Here is an 18704-nt window from a genome sequence, read left to right on the forward strand (position 1 = left end):
CACGCCGCCCTGTTGACTGGCTCTATTCATCGCACGAACATATGCAGTAATTCATTCATCGGGACTTTTCTCCGTGTTCTCTTCCCGGCGGCGCCGGCGAGCCGCCACCCCTCTAGGAGGCAGGGCCATGTCAGGACCGCGACCCGTGCGAGCACCCCGGGGCACCCAGTTGAGCGCGCTGGGCTGGCCGCAGGAGGCGGCCTTGCGGATGCTCCAGAACAACCTCGATCCCGAGGTCGCCGAGCACCCGGACAAGCTCGTCGTCTACGGCGGCACCGGCAAGGCCGCCCGCGACTGGGCCTCCTACGACGCCATGCTCCGCACCCTCCGCACGCTCAAGCAGGACGAGACGATGCTCGTCCAGTCCGGCCGCCCGGTCGGGGTGATGCGCACCCACGAGTGGGCGCCGCGGGTCCTCATCGCCAACTCCCACCTCGTCGGGGACTGGGCGAACTGGGAGGAGTTCCGCCGCCTTGAGGCGCTCGGCCTGACCATGTACGGGCAGATGACCGCCGGTTCCTGGATCTACATCGGCACCCAGGGCATCCTCCAGGGCACCTACGAGACCTTCGCCGCCGTCGCCGCCAAACGCGCCGCCGAAGGGCGCGGGGACGGCGACCTCGCCGGAACCGTCACCCTCACCGCGGGCCTGGGCGGCATGGGGGGCGCCCAGCCGCTGGCCGTCACCATGAACGGCGGGGTGGTCATCTGCGTCGACTGCGACCCGCGGGCCATCTCCCGCCGGATCGAGCACCGCTACCTCGACCGGCGCGCCGACGACCTCGAAGACGCCCTCCGGCTGGCCACCGAGGCGCGCGACCGTCGCGAGCCCCTCTCCATCGGCCTGCTGGGGAACGCCGCCGAGGTCTTCCCCCGGCTGCTGGAGATGGGCGCGCCCATCGACATCGTCACCGACCAGACCAGCGCCCACGACCCGCTGAGCTATCTGCCGGTCGGTGTCGCCTTCGAGGACATGGCCGGCCTCGCCGCGGAGAAGCCCGCCGACTTCACCCAGCGGGCCCGGGAGTCCATGGCCCGCCACGTGGAGGCGATGGTCGGTTTCCAGGACGCGGGCGCCGAGGTCTTCGACTACGGCAACTCCATCCGCGGCGAGGCGCGACTCGCCGGATACCAGCGGGCCTTCGACTTCCCCGGCTTCGTCCCCGCCTACATCCGGCCGCTGTTCTGCGAGGGCAAGGGACCGTTCCGCTGGGCGGCCCTCTCCGGCGACCCGCGGGACATCGCCCGCACCGACCAGGCGATCCTCGACCTCTTCCCGGAGAACGAGTCGCTGGCCCGCTGGATCAGGCTGGCCGGCGAGCGGGTGCACTTCCAGGGACTGCCCGCCCGGATCTGCTGGCTCGGCCACGGCGAGCGGGACCGGGCGGGGGAGCGCTTCAACGACATGGTCGCCACCGGTGAGATCACCGCACCGCTGGCGATCGGGCGCGACCACCTCGACTGCGGCTCGGTGGCCTCGCCGTACCGGGAGACCGAGGCCATGCTGGACGGCTCGGACGCCATCGCGGACTGGCCGATGCTCAACGCCATGGTCAACGTCGCCTCCGGCGCCTCCTGGGTCTCCCTCCACCACGGCGGCGGGGTGGGCATGGGACGCTCCCTCCACGCCGGCCAGGTGACGGTGGCCGACGGCACCCCGCTGGCCGGGGAGAAGATCCGGCGCGTCCTCACCAACGACCCGGGGATGGGTGTGATCCGGCACGTCGACGCCGGCTACGAGTCCGCCGAGACCGTCGCCCGCGACCACGGGGTCCGCATCCCCATGCGGGAGGACGCGGCCGAGTCCGCGCAGGGGAGCGGAGCGGCATGAGCATCCCGGAGCACCGGGCGCCCGCCGCCTCCGGCACCGACACCTTCGGCGGCATGTGGCGGGAGCTGCTGCCCATCGGCCGCCACGCGCCCACCGGTGGCTACCGCCGCTACGCCTGGACGCCCGCGGACCGCGACTGCCGGGCTTGGTTCCAGGACCAGGCGGAGGCGCGCGGCCTGAACTACGAGACCGACCGGAACGGCAACCAGTGGGCCTGGCTCGGCGACCCGGCCGCCGGCGACGCCGTCGTGACCGGCTCCCACCTGGACTCCGTCCCCGACGGTGGGGCCTTCGACGGTCCGCTCGGCGTGGTCTCCGCACTCGCCGCGGTCGACGAACTCCGGGCCCGGGGAGCCGACCTCCGACGGCCGCTGGGCATCGTCAACTTCGGTGACGAGGAGGGCGCCAGATTCGGACTCGCCTGCGTCGGCTCCCGGCTGACCGCCGGCCAGCTCACCGCCGAGCAGGCCCGCGGACTGCGGGACGCCGACGGCACCACCCTCGCGCAGGCGATGGAGCGCGCCGGCCACGATCCCGCGGCGATCGGCCCGGACCCCGAACGCCTAGCCCGGATCGGCGCGTTCGTGGAGCTCCACGTCGAACAGGGCCGTGCCCTGGACCAGACCAGCCACGCCGTGGGCGTGGCCTCGGCCATCTGGCCGCACGGGCGCTGGCGGTTCGACTTCCACGGTGAGGCCAACCACGCGGGCACCACCCGGCTGGCCGACCGCCGCGACCCGATGCTCGGCTACGCCGGCACCGTGCTGGCCGCCCGCGAACAGGCCCGGGTCTTCGGCGCGCTCGCCACCTTCGGCAAGGTCGACGTCCGGCCGGGCGGCGTCAACGCCATCGCCGCGGAGGTCCGCGGCTGGCTGGACTCGCGAGCCCCGGACGAGGAGACGCTGGCCACCCTGGTCGGCGCCATCGAACGCGAGGCGGTCGAACACGCCTCCCGCGAGGGCGTGGAGGTGCGGGTCACCCGCGAATCCTTCACCCCCGTCGTGGAGTTCGCGCACGGTCTGCGGGACCGGCTGGCCGGGTTGCTCGGCGGCGCGCCGATCCTGCCGACCGGGGCCGGCCACGACGCCGGCATCCTCTCGGCCGTCCTCCCCACCGCCATGCTCTTCGTACGGAACCCGACCGGCGTATCCCACTCTCCCCACGAGCACGCCGACGAGGCAGACTGTCTCGCCGGAGTGATCGCTCTCGCGGATGTACTGGAGGGGCTGGCGTGCCGCTGACCACTTACTGGGCGGAGTACGCCTGGACCGGTGGAACCGTCGAACAGGGGGTGGCGATCACCGCCACCGCCGACGGCCGGATCGGGCGGTTGACGGCGGGGGTCACGGCCCCGCCCCCGGGCGCGACCGTGCTGCGCGGCCTCACCGTCCCGGGGCTGGCCAACGCCCACTCGCACGCCTTCCACCGGGCGCTGCGCGGCACCGTCCAGGTCGGCTCCGGCACCTTCTGGACCTGGCGCGAGGAGATGTACCGGGTCGCCGCCCGGCTCACCCCCGACAGCTACCACGCCCTGGCACGAGCGGTCTACGCCGAGATGGCGCTCGCCGGCATCACCGCCGTCGGGGAGTTCCACTACCTGCACCACGCGCCCGACGGCAGCCGCTACGACCAGCCCAACGCCATGGGTGAGGCGCTCGTCCAGGCCGCCGCGGACGCCGGGATCAACATCACGCTGCTGGACGCCGCCTACCTCGCCTCCGGCTTCGGCCGAGGGCGGGCCGGGGAGCCCCCGAACGACCGCCAGGCGCGGTTCAGCGACGGCACCGCGGAGGCGTGGGCCGAGCGGGTCTCCGCCTTCAAGACCTCCGCCCCGCACGCCCGGATCGGCGCCGCGGTGCACTCGGTCCGGGCGGTCCCGGCGAGCCAACTGCGCACCGTGGCCGAGTGGGCCCGGCAGCACAGCGCCCCGCTCCACGTCCACCTCTCCGAGCAGACCGCGGAGAACGAGGCCTGCCGCAGGGCGCACGGCTGCACCCCGACCAGGCTCCTCGCCGACCACGGGGTGCTCGGCCCCGGCACCACCGCCGTCCACGCCACCCACCTCATATCCGACGACATCCGGCTGCTCGGCGGCAGCGGCACCGGCGTCTGCATGTGCCCCACCACCGAACGCGACCTCGCAGACGGCATCGGCCCGGCGACCCGGCTCCAGGCCGCCGGCACCCCACTCTCGCTCGGCAGCGACAGCCACGCCGTCATCGACCTGCTGGAGGAGGCCCGGGCGATGGAGCTGAACGAGCGGCTGAGCAGCCACACCCGCGGCCACTGGAGCGCGGCGCAGCTGCTGCGGGCCGCCACCGCCGACGGACACGCGGCGCTGGGCAGGCCCGAGGCGGGAACCCTGGCGCCCGACGCGCCGGCGGACTTCACCACCATCGCCCTGGACTCGGTCCGCACCGCGGGCGTCCCGCCCCGGCTGGGGGCCGAGGCGGCGGTCTTCGCGGCCACCGCCGCCGACGTCAGGCACACCGTCGTCGCCGGGCGGCAGATCGTCCGCGACGGCGCGCACACCCTGGTCGACGACGTGCCCGCGGCCCTCGCCGAGGCGATCGCCGCGCTGCGCGACTGAACCGGCGCACCGCCGTCCCGAGCAGCTTTCGAGAACCGCGCCCCCTCCCGCACCACCGACCGACCGTAGGGACCCGCCATGTCATCCGTGCCCACCAGGACCGCCGCGAGCCAGCCGAACCACCCGGGCGCTGAGGAGGAGGCACCGAGGAGCCAGGCCGTCGTCAACATCGGCGCCCTGGTGACCAACGACCCCGCACAGGGGGACGGCGGCCCGCTGGGGCTGCTCACCGACGCCGCGCTGGTCATGGCCGGCGGCCGGATCACCTGGGTCGGGCCCGGCGACCGGGTGCCGGCCGCCGACACCCGCTACGACGCCGCCGGCCGGGCCGTCGTCCCCGGTTTCGTCGACTCCCACTCGCACCTGGTCTTCGCCGGTGACCGGACCGCCGAGTTCAACGCCCGGATGTCCGGCCGGCCCTACACCGCGGGCGGCATCCGCACCACCGTCGCCGCCACCCGGGCCGCCACCGACCGGGAACTCGCGGCCAACGTCGCCCGGTACGCGGCGGAGGCGCTGCGGCAGGGCACCACCACCCTGGAGATCAAGTCCGGATACGGCCTCACCCCGCACGACGAGGCGCGCTCGCTGCGCATCGCCGCCGAGTACACCGCGGAGACCACCTACCTGGGAGCCCACATCGTCGCCCCCGAGTCCGCGGAGGACCCGGCCGAGTACGTGGCGCAGGTCACCGGCCCGATGCTGGAGGCGTGCGCACCGTACGCGCGCTGGATCGACGTCTTCTGCGAGCAGGGCGCCTTCGACGGCGACCAGGCGCGGGCGGTCCTCACCGCGGGGGCGGCCCGCGGCCTGGTCCCCCGGGTCCACGCCAACCAGCTCTCCTACGGCCCGGGGGTGCAGCTGGCCGTGGAGCTCGGGGCGGCCTCGGCCGACCACTGCACCCACCTCACCGACGACGACGTGGACGCCCTCGCCCAAGGGGAGACGGTCGCCACCCTGCTGCCCGGCGCGGAGTTCTCCACCCGCGCCCGCTACCCGGACGCCCGGAGGCTGCTCGACGCCGGGGCGACCGTGGCGCTCTCCCCGGACTGCAACCCGGGCTCGTCCTTCACCAGCTCCATGGCCTTCTGCGTCGCGCTGGCCGTCCGCGAGATGGGGATGACGCCGGACGAGGCGCTCTGGGCGGCCACCGCGGGGGGCGCCGCGGCCCTGCGCCGCGAGGACGTGGGGCGGCTGGCGCCGGGCGCGGTGGCCGATCTGGCGCTGCTGGATGCGCCCTCGCACGTCCATCTCGCCTACCGCCCCGGGGTGCCGCTGGTCACCGAGGTCTGGCGGGGCGGCCGGTCGGTGAGCGGTGCTCGGCCGTGACCGGACCGGCCGCGGCGGAACGGGGCATGCGGGCGGCCGGCAACGTGACTGTGCGCGTGACCGCCGGCAGCTCCGGCGGTCACGCGCACAGTCCACGGCGCTGAGGGATGGCCCTGCTCAGCCGTCGATCATCAGACCCTTGCGTAGTCGGCCCAGTGTCCGCGACAGCAGCCGGGAGACGTGCATCTGGGAGATGCCCAGCTCCTCCCCGATCTCCGACTGCGTCATGTTGGCCACGAACCGCAGCGACAGGATCTTCCGGTCGCGCGGGGGCAACTCCGCTATGAGCGGTTTCAGCGACTCGACGTACTCGATGCCCTCGAGCCCGTGGTCCTCGTAACCGATCCGGTCGGCGAGCGCGCTCTCGCTGCCGTCCTCCTCGGGCTGGGCGTCCAGCGAACTCGCGGTGTAGGCGTTGCTCGCCGCCATGCCCTCGACGACCTCGTCGTGGGTCAGCTTGAGCCGTTCGGCGAGTTCGGCCACCGTCGGCGTCCGGTCCAGCTGCTGGGCCAACTCGTCGCCGGCCTTCGCCAGGTCGAGTCGGAGCTCCTGGAGCCGGCGCGGGACCCGTACCGACCAACTGGTGTCGCGGAAGAATCGCTTGATCTCGCCGATGATGGTCGGCATCGCGAAAGTGGGGAACTCGACGCCCCGGCTGAGTTCGAAGCGGTCGATGGCCTTGATCAGCCCGATGGTGCCGACCTGGACGATGTCCTCCATCGGTTCGCTGCGCGAGCGGAACCGGGAGGCGGCGAACTTCACCAGCGCCAGGTTGAGTTCCACCAGGGTGTTGCGGACGTACGCGTACTCGTGCGTGCCTTCTTCGAGCGTTTCCAGACGGCTGAAGAGCGTCTTGGACAGTGCCCTCGCATCCAGCGGCCCGACCTCGTCGTAGGGCGGGATCTCCGGCAGTTCCGCGAGGATGTCCTCGAGCGAGCCGTCGACCTCGTACTCGATCTGCTGGGGCGGGATTGTCGACGCCGCTGCCGGTGCGCTCTCATAGGAGTCGTACTCGGTATGCGGTTCGTCGAGCTGGGGTGACATGGAAATCCTCCGTCGTTCTCGGCGTATGGCCGCCGATGCCGATATCTCCTTCTTGCGGTGTGCGGCGCCTCCAAAGCCGGCGGGGTTGAAACGGGTCTCTTCTAGCCCTACCCGCTCCACCCTGACCGAAGCAAGGTCATATTCTGATAGTATGTCCGGTTTGTGGTCATGTTCGGCTACCGAGTGACGTACCGAAGGCGTATTGTTCAAAGAGCGTCACAAGCAACCAGAAGGGGTGCGCATGGACCGCGGGATGGTCGGCAGAGCCAATCGGGGCCGACTCCATGTCGAGGTTCGACACCACGGTGCCAGTGCGGTCTTAACGCCCGTCGGTGAGCTTGACCACCACACCGCGGAGCTGCTGCGAGAGCCCCTGGAAGCCTGTGTGGACGAGGGGTACCCGCGACTGGTCGTGGACTGCACCCAGCTGGAGTTCTGCGACTCCACCGGCCTCAACGTGCTGCTCGGCGCCCGGCTGAAGGCCGAGGCCGAGGGGGGCGGCGTCCACCTGGCCGGGATGCGTCCGGTCGTTGCCCGGGTGTTCGAAATCACCGGGGCCGAGGCGGTGTTCAGCGTCCATGAGAGTGTTCAGGCGGCGCTCGCCGACTCCGCCACGGAGTGATCCGGGTCCTCCTTGTCACCCCTGCGTGACCCTGACGTTATGTGCGTCACACCAACCACATCGAAGAAGTGGGTGTTCTCACGGTGCGGCAGGGCAGGAGACAGCTGAATCCGCAGAATCCGTCGGATGTCTACGTCGAGCTGTCTATGGGCGAATCGGTGAGGTGAAGCGTTGATGAGCACCGCGCGGCCGTACTCGCCGGGTGACCGTGGCCCGGATCAGAGTGTGCAGGCGGTCGTGTCCGGACTCGCCCAAGTGCGCAGGCTGCACCTGGTGGGTGTGAGCGGCATCGTGCCGGCGGCCCGCGACTTCACCCGGCAGGCGCTGTACGACTGGGGCTGGCTACCCGCGCAGGGTGCCGACCAGCGCGCCGCCGCCGAGGACGTCCTCCTGGTGGTCTCCGAGCTGGTCACCAATGCCTGCCTGCACGCCGAGGGACCCGAGGAGTTGCGGGTGGGGCACGCCAACAAGCTGCTCCGGCTGGAGGTCGTCGACCTCGGATCCGGGACCCCGGCGCCGAGGACCCCGCACCGGGCCGGACGGCCGGGCGGGCACGGCATGTTCATCGTCCAGCGGCTCTGCCTCGACTGGGGCGTTATCCGCAACCCCGGTGGAGTCGGCAAGACCGTGTGGGCGGAGCTGGCCGCCCCGGTCTGAACCCGCGGCGGGCCGGCAGGAGGAGCGCCGCTGCGGCGAGAGCGGACGACACCAGTACGAGCCGCCGCCCCGTGGTCCACGAGGACCACGGGGCGGCGGCTCGCGCCGTGTCGGTTCAGTGCACGTCGCCCGTCAGCGTCTCGACCCGCTTCCGGAAGAAGAAGACCGCGACACCCGCCAGTACCGCCAGGCCGGCCTCCACCAGAACGGCCCCCGGCCCGCTGAGGTCCACACCGCCGGTGGACAGCAGGCTGGTGACGCAGTCCCCGGCGGTCACCGCGAGGAACCAGACCCCCATCATCTGGCTCGCGTACTTGGCCGGAGCCAGCTTGGTGGTGATCGACAGCCCCACCGGCGAGAGGCAGAGCTCACCGATCGTCTGCGCCAGGTAGATCGAGAGCAGCCACATCGGGCTGACCTTGCCGCCGCCGTCCGACAGCAGCATCGGCACCACGAAGATGAAGAAGGAGACGCCGATCAGCAGCAGCGCCATGGCGAACTTCACCGTGGTGGACGGCTCCCGGTTCCGCCGGGCCAGCGCCAGCCAGGCCCAGGCGAAGAGCGGTGCCAGCGCCATGATGTAGAGCGGGTTGACCGACTGGAACCACGACGAGGGGAAGTGCACGCCGAAGACCGAACCGGCGGTCTTCGTCTCGGCGAACGCCGCCAGTGTGGAGCCGCCCTGGTCGTAGATCATCCAGAACGCCGCAGCGGCCACGAAGAACCAGATGTAGCCGTTCATCCGGCTCTGCTCGTCCCCGGACAGCTCCTTGTCCCGCTTGATCCGCACCAGCACGGCCACCGGGATGACCAGGCCGAGCACGGTGATGGGCAGCACCACCCAGTTCATCGAGAAGTGGCCGCTGAAGGCGACGGCACCGTAGAAGGCGGCGGCGACCGCGAGCCAGAGCAGGCCCTTCCGCAGCCAGCTCCGCCGCTCCTCGGCGGCGAGCGGGGCCGGGACGTGGCTGCTCCGCGGGCTCAGGTGCTTGGAACCCAGCAGGAACTGGATCAGGCCCAGCCCCATGCCGACACCGGCCGCGGCGAAGCCGAGGTGCCAGTTGATCTGCTGGCCGATGGTGCCGATCACCAGTGGTGCGGCGAAACCGCCGAGGTTGATGCCGATGTAGAAGAGGGTGAAGCCACCGTCCCGCCGCGGGTCCTGCGGGCCGTCGTACAACTGGCCCACCATGGTCGAGATGTTGGCCTTCAGCAGACCGGAACCCAGCGCCACCAGGCCGAGGCCGACGAAGAACATCGCCTCGCCGGGGACGGCGAGCGAGAAGTGGCCGAGCATGATGATCCCGCCGGCGATGGCGACCGTCTTCCGCGGCCCCCAGAGCCGGTCCCCGAACCAGCCGCCGGGCATGGCCAGCAGGTAGACCATGGCCAGGTAGACCGAGTAGATCGCGATCGCGCTGGCCTCCGGCATGGCCAGCCCGCCGCCCTGGTTCTCCGGGTTGGCGTCCGGGCCGCCGGATATCAGGTAGAGCACGAGCAGCGCCCGCATGCCGTAGAAGCTGAAACGCTCCCACATCTCCGTCATGAAGAGGGTCGCCAGGCCTCGAGGATGGCCGAAGAAGGTGCTGCCGCCGGTGGTCTCCGGCCAGGCACCGTCCTTGGTCGCGGTGGGCGCCATGTCGTTCCTCGCTCGCTCGGGACGCGTGCCACGGTGGGGTGTCCGCGCGCCGCTGTGTGGGGGGTGTGCGCGGGAACCACCGGTGGTGACCGGTCCCGCGCGTAGCCGGGCGGAGTCCTGGGCCCACGAAAGAGCGGCGGGCTTACGTCCGGCTATGGATGATTTGCCACCCTACGGCAGGATTTGGGAGTCCCGGCAGGCTTGAGAGATACCTCACAAGCCGCTCGCGCCATCTCCCATCTGCGGTTTCGTGGCCACCCTCCAGCTTCGCACAGCGGCGCCGACCCCTTCGTCCAGGACTGGCCGGGAGGCGCGCGGACTACCATCGGTGCATGACCCGTGTACTGCTCGCCGAGGATGACGCGTCGATCTCGGAGCCGCTGGCCCGTGCCCTGCGGCGCGAGGGATACGAGGTCGAGGTGCGGGAGGACGGCCCCGGCGCGCTCGAAGCCGGCCTCCAGGAGGGCACCGACCTGCTCGTCCTGGACCTCGGGCTGCCCGGTATGGACGGCCTCGAAGTGGCCCGCAGGCTGCGTACCGAGGGCCACACCTTCCCGATCCTGGTGCTCACCGCGCGCGCCGACGAGGTGGACACCGTCGTCGGGCTGGACGCCGGGGCCGACGACTACGTGACCAAGCCCTTCCGGCTGGCGGAACTGCTCGCCAGGGTCCGCGCGCTGCTGCGGCGGGGCGCTGTGGAGGGCCTGTCGCAGTCCCAGTCGACCCACGGGGTGCGGATCGACGTGGAGTCCCACCGCGCCTGGATGGACGAGGAGGAGCTGCAGCTCACGGCGAAGGAGTTCGACCTGCTGAGGGTGCTGGTGCGGGACGCCGGCCGGGTCGTCACCCGCGACCAGCTGATGCGGGAGGTCTGGGACACCACCTGGTGGTCCTCCACCAAGACGCTCGACATGCACATCTCCTGGCTTCGCAAGAAGCTCGGCGACGACGCGGCCAACCCGCGCTACATCGTCACCGTGCGCGGTGTCGGCTTCCGGTTCGAGAAGGACTGAGGGGCTTGTCGGGACGGCGCGTAGACAGCGGACACGCCCTCCGGAGGGGCCAGTGCGCCGCCGGCTGATCAACTCCACGCTCGCGGTGGTGCTGGTGGTGATCGCGGTCTTCGGCGTCTCACTGGTGATCGTGGAGACCCGCACGATCAAGAACAGTGCCCAGGAGAGCGTCGAGTCCGAGGCCGTCCGGCTGATGAGCATCGTCAACAGCCGTCTCGTCCACGACGAACAGGTCGTCGGCGGGGTGCTCGGAGAGCAGATCAGCGCCGACCGCTACGCCGTGGTGGAGGTGCCCGGCCACCCTCCGGTGCGCATCGGTGAACGCCCCGGCGGCGACGTCATACGGGCGGAGGTGACCGGTGACGAGGGGGAGACGGTCACCGTCGAGGAGTCGGCCGAGACCGTCAGCCGGGAGATCGGCCGCACCCTGCTGATCATCCTCACCGTGGCGCTGCTGGCGATCGTCGCGGCCGTGGTGCTGGCCGTGCGGCAGGCCCGTCGGCTGACCACCCCGCTGACCGACCTGGCGGAGACCGCGGAACGGTTGGGCTCCGGAGATCCCAGACCGCGCCACCGGCGCTACGCGGTGCCGGAGCTGGACCGGGTCGCCGACGTGCTGGACTCCAGCGCCGAGCGCATCGCCCGGATGCTCACCGCCGAGCGCCGGCTCGCCGCCGACGCCTCACACCAGCTGCGGACCCCGCTGACGGCGCTGTCCATGCGGCTTGAGGAGATCTCCGCCACCGACGACCTGGAGACGGTCAGGGAGGAGGCCGCCATCGCCCTCGGGCAGGTCGAGCGGCTGACCGACGTGGTGGAACGCCTGCTGACCAACGCCCGGGACCCGCAGTCCGGCTCCGCCGTCTCCTTCGACCTCGACGAGGTCGTCAAGCAGCAGATCGAGGAGTGGCGCCCGGCCTACCGGGGCGAGGGCCGGGCCATCGTCCGGTCCGGGAAGGCGGGACTGCGGGCGGTCGGCACCCCCGGCGCGGTGGCCCAGGTGCTCGCCGCCCTGATCGAGAACGCGCTGATGCACGGGGCCGGGACGGTGGCGCTCCGCACCCGGGTCACCGGCAACCAGGCGGTCGTCGAGGTCACCGACGGTGGACCGGGCGTCTCCCCGGAACTCGGGGCGCGGGTCTTCGAACGTACGGTGAGCGGCCGTAACTCCACCGGCATCGGACTGGCCGTGGCCCGCGACCTGGCGGAGGCGGACGGCGGGCGGCTGGAACTCCTCCAGCAGCACCCACCGGTCTTCGCGCTCTTCCTGAGCCGGGCCCCCGTCCCCTGAACGGCCCTTCCTCCCGGGACAACCGGGCTCCCGGGGGGTCAGCGCTCGTACGGGGCCTCGACCGGCGCCGTGCCGTTCGCCGTCAGCGAACTCTCCACGTCCGGGGCCGTCTCCGGGAGGGGCAGCGCCTGGAAGACCCAGGTCCGGTAGGACCAGAAGCGGAAGACGGTGGCGGTGCCGAGGCCGATGACGTTCTTGGCGACGTTGTCGGCCAGCGCCGAGGTGTAGCCGAGACCGTAGTGGGAGAAAGCCAGCGCGCCGTTCTCGATGATCAGACCCACCCCGCTGAAGAGCAGGAAGAGGGTGAGCTCCCGGCTGCGCCGGTTCTTGTCGCAGTGGCGGTAGGTCCAGTGGCGGTTGCCGAGGTAGTTGGTGCCGATGGCGATCGCCGTGGCGATCACCCCGGAGCGGACCACGGCCAGGCCCAGCAGGTGCACACAGAGGTTGAAGACGACCGCGTTGACCAGGAAGCCGATCGCACCGACCGCGGAGAACTTGGCCAACTCGCGGAGCAGCCGCTCCAGCCGTGAGCGCAGTGTGCGCTCTTCGCCCATAGTGCTGGCTCCGTTGCTCGGCGGTGCTGGGTCGTTCGGTGACGCCGTACGCCGACCCTCTGCTCCGCGCTCCTCCCCGGAGGAGCGCTCCGCTGATCGGCCGGGCCGCATCATGCTAACCACTGCGCGGCCCCGGGGTGTGCCGCTCTTCGCGATCAAGGACGCGATGTGCGGGGCCCGATGGGCCGTCCGGCCGCAGCTGCCGTCCGGGGGGAGGCGGATCCGCCGACCGGGGCTGGAGGAACCTCCAAGGCGGGCGACGGGGAGCCGGGCGGAGGCGGATACGCTGGGGCGTGTGACATTCCCGGTAGTCGGTATGGTCGGCGGCGGCCAGCTCGCCCGTATGACCCACGAGGCGGCCATCCCCCTCGGCATCAGGTTCAAGCTGCTCAGCAACTCTCCGCAGGAGTCCGCCGCGCAGGTGGTCAACGACGTCGTCGTCGGTGACCACCGAGATCTGCCGACACTTCGTGCTTTCGCACGTGAGTGTGATGTGATCACCTTCGATCACGAGCATGTTCCCACCGAGCACCTCCGGGCGCTCGAAGCCGACGGCGTCCTCGTCCGACCGGGCCCCGACGCCCTGGTCCACGCCCAGGACAAGGGCCTGATGCGCGCCCGGCTGGACGAGATCGGGGTGCCAGCCCCGCGCCACCGGATCCTCACCGACCCGGCGGACGCCGCGGCCTTCGCCGAGGAGGGGGAGGGCTTCCCCGTCGTCCTCAAGACCGTCCGCGGCGGCTACGACGGCAAGGGGGTCTGGGTCGTCCGGTCCGTCGAGGAGGCCGCCGAGCCGTTCAAGGCCGGGGTCCCGGTGCTGGCCGAGGAGAAGGTGGACTTCGCCCGGGAACTCGCCGCCAACGTCGTCCGATCCCCGCACGGGCAGGCCGTCGCCTACCCCGTCGTGGAGTCGATCCAGGTCGACGGCGTCTGCGACACCGTGATCGCACCGGCGCCCGGCCTGCCGGAGGAACTCTCCCTCCAGGCCCAGCGGACGGCGCTCACCATCGCCCGCGAGCTCGGTGTGGTCGGGCACCTCGCAGTCGAGCTGTTCGAGACCCGGGACGGCCGGCTGCTCGTCAACGAGCTCGCCATGCGCCCGCACAACTCCGGGCACTGGACCCAGGACGGCGCGGTCACCTCGCAGTTCGCCAACCACCTGCGGGCCGTGCTCGACCTGCCGCTCGGCGACCCGCGGCCGCGCTCCCCCTGGACGGTGATGGCCAATGTGCTCGGTGGCGACTACCCGGACATGTACCCGGCGTATCTGCACTGCATGGCCCGCGACCCGGGGCTGAAGATCCACATGTACGGCAAGGACGTCAAGCCCGGCCGCAAGGTCGGCCACGTCAACACCTACGGCGAGGACCTCGCCGAGGTCCGGGAGCGGGCCCGGCACGCCGCCGGCTATCTGCGCGGCACCATCACCGAGTAGCGGTACCACCACCCACGAGGAGCTCCCAGCCATGACAACCGCTCCCGCCGTCGGCATCGTGATGGGTTCCGACTCCGACTGGCCGGTGATGGAGGCCGCCGCCGAGGCGCTCGGCGAGTTCGACGTCCGCTACGAGGTCGACGTCGTCTCCGCCCACCGGATGCCCCGGGAGATGCTCGAATACGGTGAGGCGGCGGCCGGACGCGGCCTCAGAGCGATCATCGCGGGCGCCGGAGGGGCGGCGCACCTGCCCGGGATGCTCGCCTCCGTCACCACCCTCCCGGTCATCGGGGTGCCGGTCCCGCTGAAGTACCTCGACGGCATGGACAGCCTGCTCTCCATCGTCCAGATGCCGGCCGGTGTGCCCGTGGCCACCGTCTCGGTGGGCGGCGCGCGGAACGCCGGACTGCTCGCGGTCCGGATGCTGGCGGCGCACGACCCGGAGCTGAGCGGCCGGATGCGGGAGTTCCAGGAGAACCTCGGCGAGCAGGCGGCCGAGAAGGGCAAGCGGCTGCGGGCCAGGGTCGAGCACGCCACGGGCTTCGGCTTCGGGGGCTGACGGGACGCCGTCGGACGGTCCCTGACGCCGATCCCGAAACCGCCGCGGAGTTCGACGCCGCCGGAGGGGATGATGGGCGGCATGACCGATCACCTCGCACAGGCACGCGAACTGTTGGCCTCCCACCCCGTCGTCGACGGGCACAACGACCTCCCCTGGGCGCTGCGCGAACAGGTCCGCTACGACATCGACCGGCGGGACATCGCCACCGACCAGAGCGCGCACCTCCACACCGACCTGCCCAGGTTGCGCGCCGGCGGGGTCGGCGCGCAGTTCTGGTCGGTCTACGTACGATCCGACTTCGACGGGGACCAGGCGGTCAGCGCCACCCTCGAACAGATCGACGTGGTGCAGCAGCTCATCGAGCGCTACCCGGCCGACCTGCGCCGCGCCCTGACGGCGGACGACATGGAGGCGGCCCGCGCCGAAGGGCGGATCGCCTCGCTGATGGGCGCCGAGGGCGGTCACAGCATCAACTGCTCGCTCGCGACCCTCCGGGCCTTCCACCGCTTGGGCGTCCGCTACATGACGCTCACCCACAACGACAACATCGCCTGGGCCGACTCGGCCACCGACGAACCGCGCGCCGGCGGCCTCACCCGCTTCGGGGAGGAGGTCGTCCGGGAGATGAACCGGATCGGCATGCTCGTCGACCTCTCGCACGTCTCCGCGGACACCATGCGGGACGCGCTCCGCGTCACCGAGGCGCCGGTGGTCTTCTCGCACTCCTCCTCCCGCGCGGTCTGCGACCACCCGCGCAACGTCCCGGACGACGTCCTGGCGCAGCTGCCGGCCAACGGCGGCATCGCGATGGCCACCTTCGTGCCGAAGTTCGTGCTGCCCGCCGCCATCGCCTGGACGAAGGCGGCCGACGAGAACATGCGCGCGCACGGATTTCACCCGCTCGACACCACGGAGCCGGCGATGAAGGTGCAGCGCGCCTTCGAGGAGGCCAACCCCCGGCCGGAGGCGACCGTCGAAACCGTGGCCGACCACCTCGACCACATGCGGGAGGTGGCCGGGATCGACCACGTCGGCATCGGCGGGGACTACGACGGGGTGGCGTTCACCCCCACCGGGCTGGACGACGTGGCCAGTTACCCGAACCTGATCGCGGAGCTGTCGCGGCGCGGCTGGTCCACGGCCGACCTTTCCAAGCTGACCTGGGAGAACGCGGTCCGCACGCTGCGGGCGGCGGAGGACGTCGCCCGCGCGGTCCAGAGCACGCGCGGACCCTCGAACGCCACGATCGAGGAACTGGACGGCTGACGGCCGTCCGGTCGTCCCCGGGATCCGTCCGGCCTCGCTGGAGGCCGGGCGGACAGCCCCCAGCGGCTGGCGTCATGTCAGCTGCCGCGGCCGGGGGCGACGGGTCAGGCCCGCGGCCGTCCCAGGGCGCGGTACGTCCAGCCGGCCTTGCGCCAGAGGTCCTTGTCGAGCGCGTTCCGCCCGTCCAGCACCCGCCGCTCGGCGACGACCTCGCCCAGCACCGCGGGGTCGAGCTCCCGGAACTCCCGCCACTCCGTCAGGTGCAGCACCACATGTGCCCCACGCGCCGCCTCCAGCGCGGTGGGGGCGTACTGCAGGGTCGGGAACACCCGGCGGGCGTTCTCCATGCCCTTGGGGTCGTAGACGGTCACCTGGCCGCCCTGGAGGTGGATCTGGCCGGCGACGTTGAGCGCGGGGGAGTCACGTACGTCGTCGGAGTCCGGCTTGAAGGTGGCCCCCAGGACCGCCACCCGGGTGCCGAGGAAACGCCCGCCGAGCGCCTCCCGGGTCAGCTCGACCATGTGGGCCCGGCGGCGCATGTTGAGGGAGTCGATCTCGCGGAGGAAGGTGAGCGCCTGGTCGGCACCGAGCTCGCCGGCGCGGGCCATGAAGGCCCGCAGGTCCTTCGGCAGGCAGCCGCCGCCGAAGCCGATGCCCGCGCGCAGGAACTTCTTGCCGATCCGCTCGTCGTGGCCGATGGCCTCGGCGAGCTTGACCACGTCACCGTCGGCCGCCTCGCAGATCTCGGCCATCGCGTTGATGAAGGAGATCTTCGTGGCGAGGAAGGAGTTGGCCGCCGTCTTGACCAGCTCGGCGGTGGGGTAGTCGGTGACGATGAAGGGCGAGCCGTCCGCCAGCGGCGCCGCGTAGACCTCGCGCAGCAGCTTCTCCGCCCGGTCGCTGGCGACCCCGACGACGATCCGGTCCGGCCGCAGGGTGTCCTGCACGGCGAAGCCCTCCCGCAGGAACTCCGGGTTCCAGGCGAGCTCGGCGGCCTCCCCCGCCGGAGCGGTCTGAGCGAGCCGGGCCGCGAGCCGGGCCGCGCTGCCGACCGGCACCGTCGACTTGCCGACCACCAGGGTGGGGCGGTCCAGGTGCGGGGCGAGCAGTTCGAAGGCGCTGTCGACGTAGCTCATGTCGCAGCCGTACTCGCCCTGCTTCTGCGGGGTGTTCACACAGACGAAGTGGACGTCGCCGAACTCGCCGACCTCCGCGAACGAGGTGGTGAACCGGAGCCGTCCGGTGGAGCCCTCCAACCCGGCGACGTGCTTGCGGAGCATCTCCTCCAGCCCCGGCTCGTACATCGGCACCTTGCCGGCCGAGAGAAGTTCGATCTTCTCCGCGGAGATGTCCAGCCCGAGCACCTCGAAGCCGAGTTCGGCCATGGAGGCGGCGTGAGTGGCTCCGAGGTAGCCGGTGCCGATCACGGTGATCCTGGGTGCCATGGGTGCTCCACGATTGCGTTGGGGCCGGACTGCCGACCGAGCATATCCGGGAGCCGGCCGGGGCATTCTCCCCGCTGTCGCCAAGCTCACCTATGCCGCTCGGCCGGCGCCCACTAGAATTGGGTTACTTAACGGTAGTTAGCAGTTCTGGGGAGTGAGGGCACCTTGTCGTCCAGCGATTTCGACCTCTACCGGCTGTCCGAGGAGCATGATCTGCTCCGCGAATCGGTGCGCTCACTCGCCGAGACGAAGATCGCCCCGCATGCCGCGGAGGTGGACGAGGAGAGCAGGTTCCCGCAGGAGGCGCGGGACGCGCTGACCGCGAACGACCTGCACGCCGTCCATGTGCCGGAGGCCTACGGGGGCGCCGGGGCGGACGCGATCTCCACGGTGATCGTCATCGAGGAGATCGCCCGGGTCTGCGCCTCCTCCTCGCTGATCCCGGCGGTCAACAAGCTCGGCTCGCTCCCGGTCGAGCTGTCCGGCTCCGAGGAGCTGAAGCGGAAGTACCTCGGCCCGCTCGCCAAGGGCGACGCCATGTTCTCCTACTGCCTCTCCGAGCCCGACGCGGGTTCGGACGCCGCGGGCATGAAGACCCGGGCGGTGCGCGACGGGGACTCCTGGGTGCTCAACGGGGTCAAGCGCTGGATCACCAACGCGGGCATCAGCGAGTTCTACACCGTCATGGCGGTGACCGACCCGGAGAAGCGGAGCAAGGGCATCTCCGCCTTCGTCGTCGAGAAGGACGATCCCGGCCTCTCCTTCGGGGCGCCCGAGAAGAAGCTGGGTATCAAGGGCTCGCCGACCCGCGAGGTCTACTTCGACAACGTGCGTATCCCCGCCGACCGCATGATCGGGGAGGAGGGCACCGGGTTCGCCACGGCGATGCGGACCCTGGACCACACCAGGGTCACCATCGCGGCGCAGGCGCTCGGCATCGCCCAGGGCGCGCTCGACTACGCCCGCGGATACGTCCAGGAGCGCAAGCAGTTCGGCAAGCCCATCGGGGACTTCCAGGGCGTGCAGTTCATGCTCGCCGACATGGCGATGAAACTGGAGGCCGCCCGCCAGCTGACGTACGCCGCCGCCGCCCGGTCCGAGCGGGTCTCCGGCGGCGCCACCAAGGAGGACCTCACCTTCTTCGGCGCCGCGGCCAAGTGCTACGCCTCGGACGTCGCCATGGAGATCACCACGGACGCGGTCCAGCTCCTCGGCGGCTACGGCTACACCCGGGACTACCCGGTGGAGCGGATGATGCGGGACGCCAAGATCACCCAGATCTACGAAGGCACGAACCAGGTGCAGCGGATCGTCATGGCGAGGAACCTGCCGTAGCCGGGTGGTCAGTCCTTACACCTCGCCGATGATCACCGCTGACCGCACGTTTCCGCGCCGGCCCCCACCAGCAAGATCGTGATCAACAGGC

General features: G+C 71.4%; 16 protein-coding genes. 12 read left to right on the plus strand and 4 right to left on the minus strand.

The annotated features are described in order from the left end of the window. Positions 1-127 precede the first annotated feature (127 nt). The 4 genes from hutU to hutI all read left to right on the plus strand — a co-directional run bounded on the left by hutU (position 128) and on the right by hutI (position 5750). Positions 128-1831 carry a urocanate hydratase gene (gene hutU / locus BGP73_RS18265; protein ID WP_069816221.1) on the plus strand — a complete coding sequence of 568 codons (1704 nt, stop codon included), beginning with the start codon at positions 128-130 and terminating at the stop codon, positions 1829-1831. 53 nt (positions 1832-1884) lie between these two features. Then, positions 1885-3072 (plus strand): allantoate amidohydrolase, encoded by a 1188-nt coding sequence (locus BGP73_RS18270; RefSeq protein WP_107474081.1) that lies wholly within the window; start codon positions 1885-1887, stop codon positions 3070-3072. Continuing rightward, positions 3063-4421 carry a formimidoylglutamate deiminase gene (locus BGP73_RS18275; protein ID WP_069816224.1) on the plus strand — a complete coding sequence of 453 codons (1359 nt, stop codon included), beginning with the start codon at positions 3063-3065 and terminating at the stop codon, positions 4419-4421. The genes BGP73_RS18270 and BGP73_RS18275 overlap by 10 nt, the downstream gene beginning before the upstream one ends. Positions 4422-4499: 78 nt before the next feature. Beyond that, positions 4500-5750 carry an imidazolonepropionase gene (gene hutI / locus BGP73_RS18280; RefSeq protein ID WP_079127643.1) on the plus strand — a complete coding sequence of 417 codons (1251 nt, stop codon included), beginning with the start codon at positions 4500-4502 and terminating at the stop codon, positions 5748-5750. A 117-nt stretch (positions 5751-5867) separates the two neighbouring features. On the opposite strand, the gene BGP73_RS18285 is transcribed toward hutI, so the two are convergent. Further along, positions 5868-6794 (minus strand): RNA polymerase sigma factor SigF, encoded by a 927-nt coding sequence (locus BGP73_RS18285; protein ID WP_069816226.1) that lies wholly within the window; start codon positions 6792-6794, stop codon positions 5868-5870. A gap of 241 nt (positions 6795-7035) precedes the next feature. Here BGP73_RS18285 and BGP73_RS18290 point away from each other — a divergent pair, with 241 nt between their 5' ends. Then, positions 7036-7416, plus strand: a complete 381-nt coding sequence (locus tag BGP73_RS18290) for an STAS domain-containing protein (protein WP_069816228.1) — start codon at positions 7036-7038, stop codon at positions 7414-7416. A 174-nt stretch (positions 7417-7590) separates the two neighbouring features. Next, positions 7591-8073 carry an ATP-binding protein gene (locus BGP73_RS18295; protein ID WP_069816230.1) on the plus strand — a complete coding sequence of 161 codons (483 nt, stop codon included), beginning with the start codon at positions 7591-7593 and terminating at the stop codon, positions 8071-8073. Positions 8074-8188: 115 nt separating this feature from the next. Here the strand turns inward: BGP73_RS18295 and BGP73_RS18300 are convergent, their stop codons facing one another. Then, entirely contained in the window at positions 8189-9712 is a 1524-nt protein-coding gene (locus BGP73_RS18300) for a peptide MFS transporter (RefSeq protein ID WP_069816232.1), read from the minus strand. A gap of 332 nt (positions 9713-10044) precedes the next feature. Between BGP73_RS18300 and BGP73_RS18305 the strand changes: the two genes are divergently transcribed. After that, entirely contained in the window at positions 10045-10725 is a 681-nt protein-coding gene (locus BGP73_RS18305; RefSeq protein WP_069816234.1) for a response regulator transcription factor, read from the plus strand. A gap of 52 nt (positions 10726-10777) precedes the next feature. Beyond that, complete coding sequence (locus BGP73_RS18310) at positions 10778-12016, plus strand: ATP-binding protein (RefSeq protein ID WP_069816236.1); 1239 nt, start codon at positions 10778-10780, stop codon at positions 12014-12016. 38 nt (positions 12017-12054) lie between these two features. Here BGP73_RS18310 and BGP73_RS18315 read toward each other — a convergent pair whose 3' ends face one another. Then, positions 12055-12570 carry a GtrA family protein gene (locus BGP73_RS18315; protein ID WP_079127644.1) on the minus strand — a complete coding sequence of 172 codons (516 nt, stop codon included), beginning with the start codon at positions 12568-12570 and terminating at the stop codon, positions 12055-12057. A 295-nt stretch (positions 12571-12865) separates the two neighbouring features. On the opposite strand from BGP73_RS18315, the gene BGP73_RS18320 reads away from it, so the two are divergent. The 3 genes from BGP73_RS18320 (at position 12866) to BGP73_RS18330 (ending at position 15833) form a co-directional block, all read left to right on the plus strand. Then, a complete protein-coding gene (locus BGP73_RS18320; protein ID WP_374701163.1) occupies positions 12866-14005 on the plus strand; it encodes a 5-(carboxyamino)imidazole ribonucleotide synthase in 1140 nt (379 codons plus the stop codon). Positions 14006-14036: 31 nt separating this feature from the next. Beyond that, a complete protein-coding gene (gene purE, locus BGP73_RS18325) occupies positions 14037-14564 on the plus strand; it encodes a 5-(carboxyamino)imidazole ribonucleotide mutase (RefSeq protein WP_069816238.1) in 528 nt (175 codons plus the stop codon). 81 nt (positions 14565-14645) lie between these two features. Continuing rightward, positions 14646-15833, plus strand: coding sequence for a dipeptidase (locus BGP73_RS18330; protein ID WP_079127657.1), 1188 nt, complete (start codon positions 14646-14648; stop codon positions 15831-15833). 104 nt (positions 15834-15937) lie between these two features. Here BGP73_RS18330 and BGP73_RS18335 read toward each other — a convergent pair whose 3' ends face one another. Further along, positions 15938-17278, minus strand: coding sequence for a UDP-glucose dehydrogenase family protein (locus BGP73_RS18335; RefSeq protein ID WP_069816242.1), 1341 nt, complete (start codon positions 17276-17278; stop codon positions 15938-15940). Positions 17279-17443: 165 nt separating this feature from the next. Between BGP73_RS18335 and BGP73_RS18340 the strand changes: the two genes are divergently transcribed. After that, the gene (locus BGP73_RS18340) at positions 17444-18613 is read left to right on the plus strand and encodes an acyl-CoA dehydrogenase (protein WP_069816244.1); all 1170 of its coding nucleotides are present in this window, start codon (positions 17444-17446) and stop codon (positions 18611-18613) included. Positions 18614-18704 lie beyond the last annotated feature (91 nt).

This window comes from Streptomyces sp. TP-A0874, assembly GCF_001748085.1.
Classification (GTDB): Bacteria; Actinomycetota; Actinomycetes; order Streptomycetales; family Streptomycetaceae; genus Streptomyces.

Bases quoted from the DNA above. Each gene is read 5' to 3' on its own strand.
- BGP73_RS18305 (WP_069816234.1), top strand. From the start codon at position 10,045: ATGACCCGTGTACTGCTCGCCGAGGATGACGCGTCGATCTCGGAGCCG.
- BGP73_RS18330 (WP_079127657.1), top strand. From the start codon at position 14,646: ATGACCGATCACCTCGCACAGGCACGCGAACTGTTGGCCTCCCACCCC.
- BGP73_RS18335 (WP_069816242.1), bottom strand. From the start codon at position 17,278: ATGGCACCCAGGATCACCGTGATCGGCACCGGCTACCTCGGAGCCACT.
- hutU (WP_069816221.1), top strand. From the start codon at position 128: ATGTCAGGACCGCGACCCGTGCGAGCACCCCGGGGCACCCAGTTGAGC.
- BGP73_RS18285 (WP_069816226.1), bottom strand. From the start codon at position 6,794: ATGTCACCCCAGCTCGACGAACCGCATACCGAGTACGACTCCTATGAG.
- BGP73_RS18290 (WP_069816228.1), top strand. From the start codon at position 7,036: ATGGACCGCGGGATGGTCGGCAGAGCCAATCGGGGCCGACTCCATGTC.
- BGP73_RS18300 (WP_069816232.1), bottom strand. From the start codon at position 9,712: ATGGCGCCCACCGCGACCAAGGACGGTGCCTGGCCGGAGACCACCGGC.
- hutI (WP_079127643.1), top strand. From the start codon at position 4,500: ATGTCATCCGTGCCCACCAGGACCGCCGCGAGCCAGCCGAACCACCCG.
- BGP73_RS18270 (WP_107474081.1), top strand. From the start codon at position 1,885: ATGTGGCGGGAGCTGCTGCCCATCGGCCGCCACGCGCCCACCGGTGGC.
- BGP73_RS18315 (WP_079127644.1), bottom strand. From the start codon at position 12,570: ATGGGCGAAGAGCGCACACTGCGCTCACGGCTGGAGCGGCTGCTCCGC.
- BGP73_RS18295 (WP_069816230.1), top strand. From the start codon at position 7,591: ATGAGCACCGCGCGGCCGTACTCGCCGGGTGACCGTGGCCCGGATCAG.
- purE (WP_069816238.1), top strand. From the start codon at position 14,037: ATGACAACCGCTCCCGCCGTCGGCATCGTGATGGGTTCCGACTCCGAC.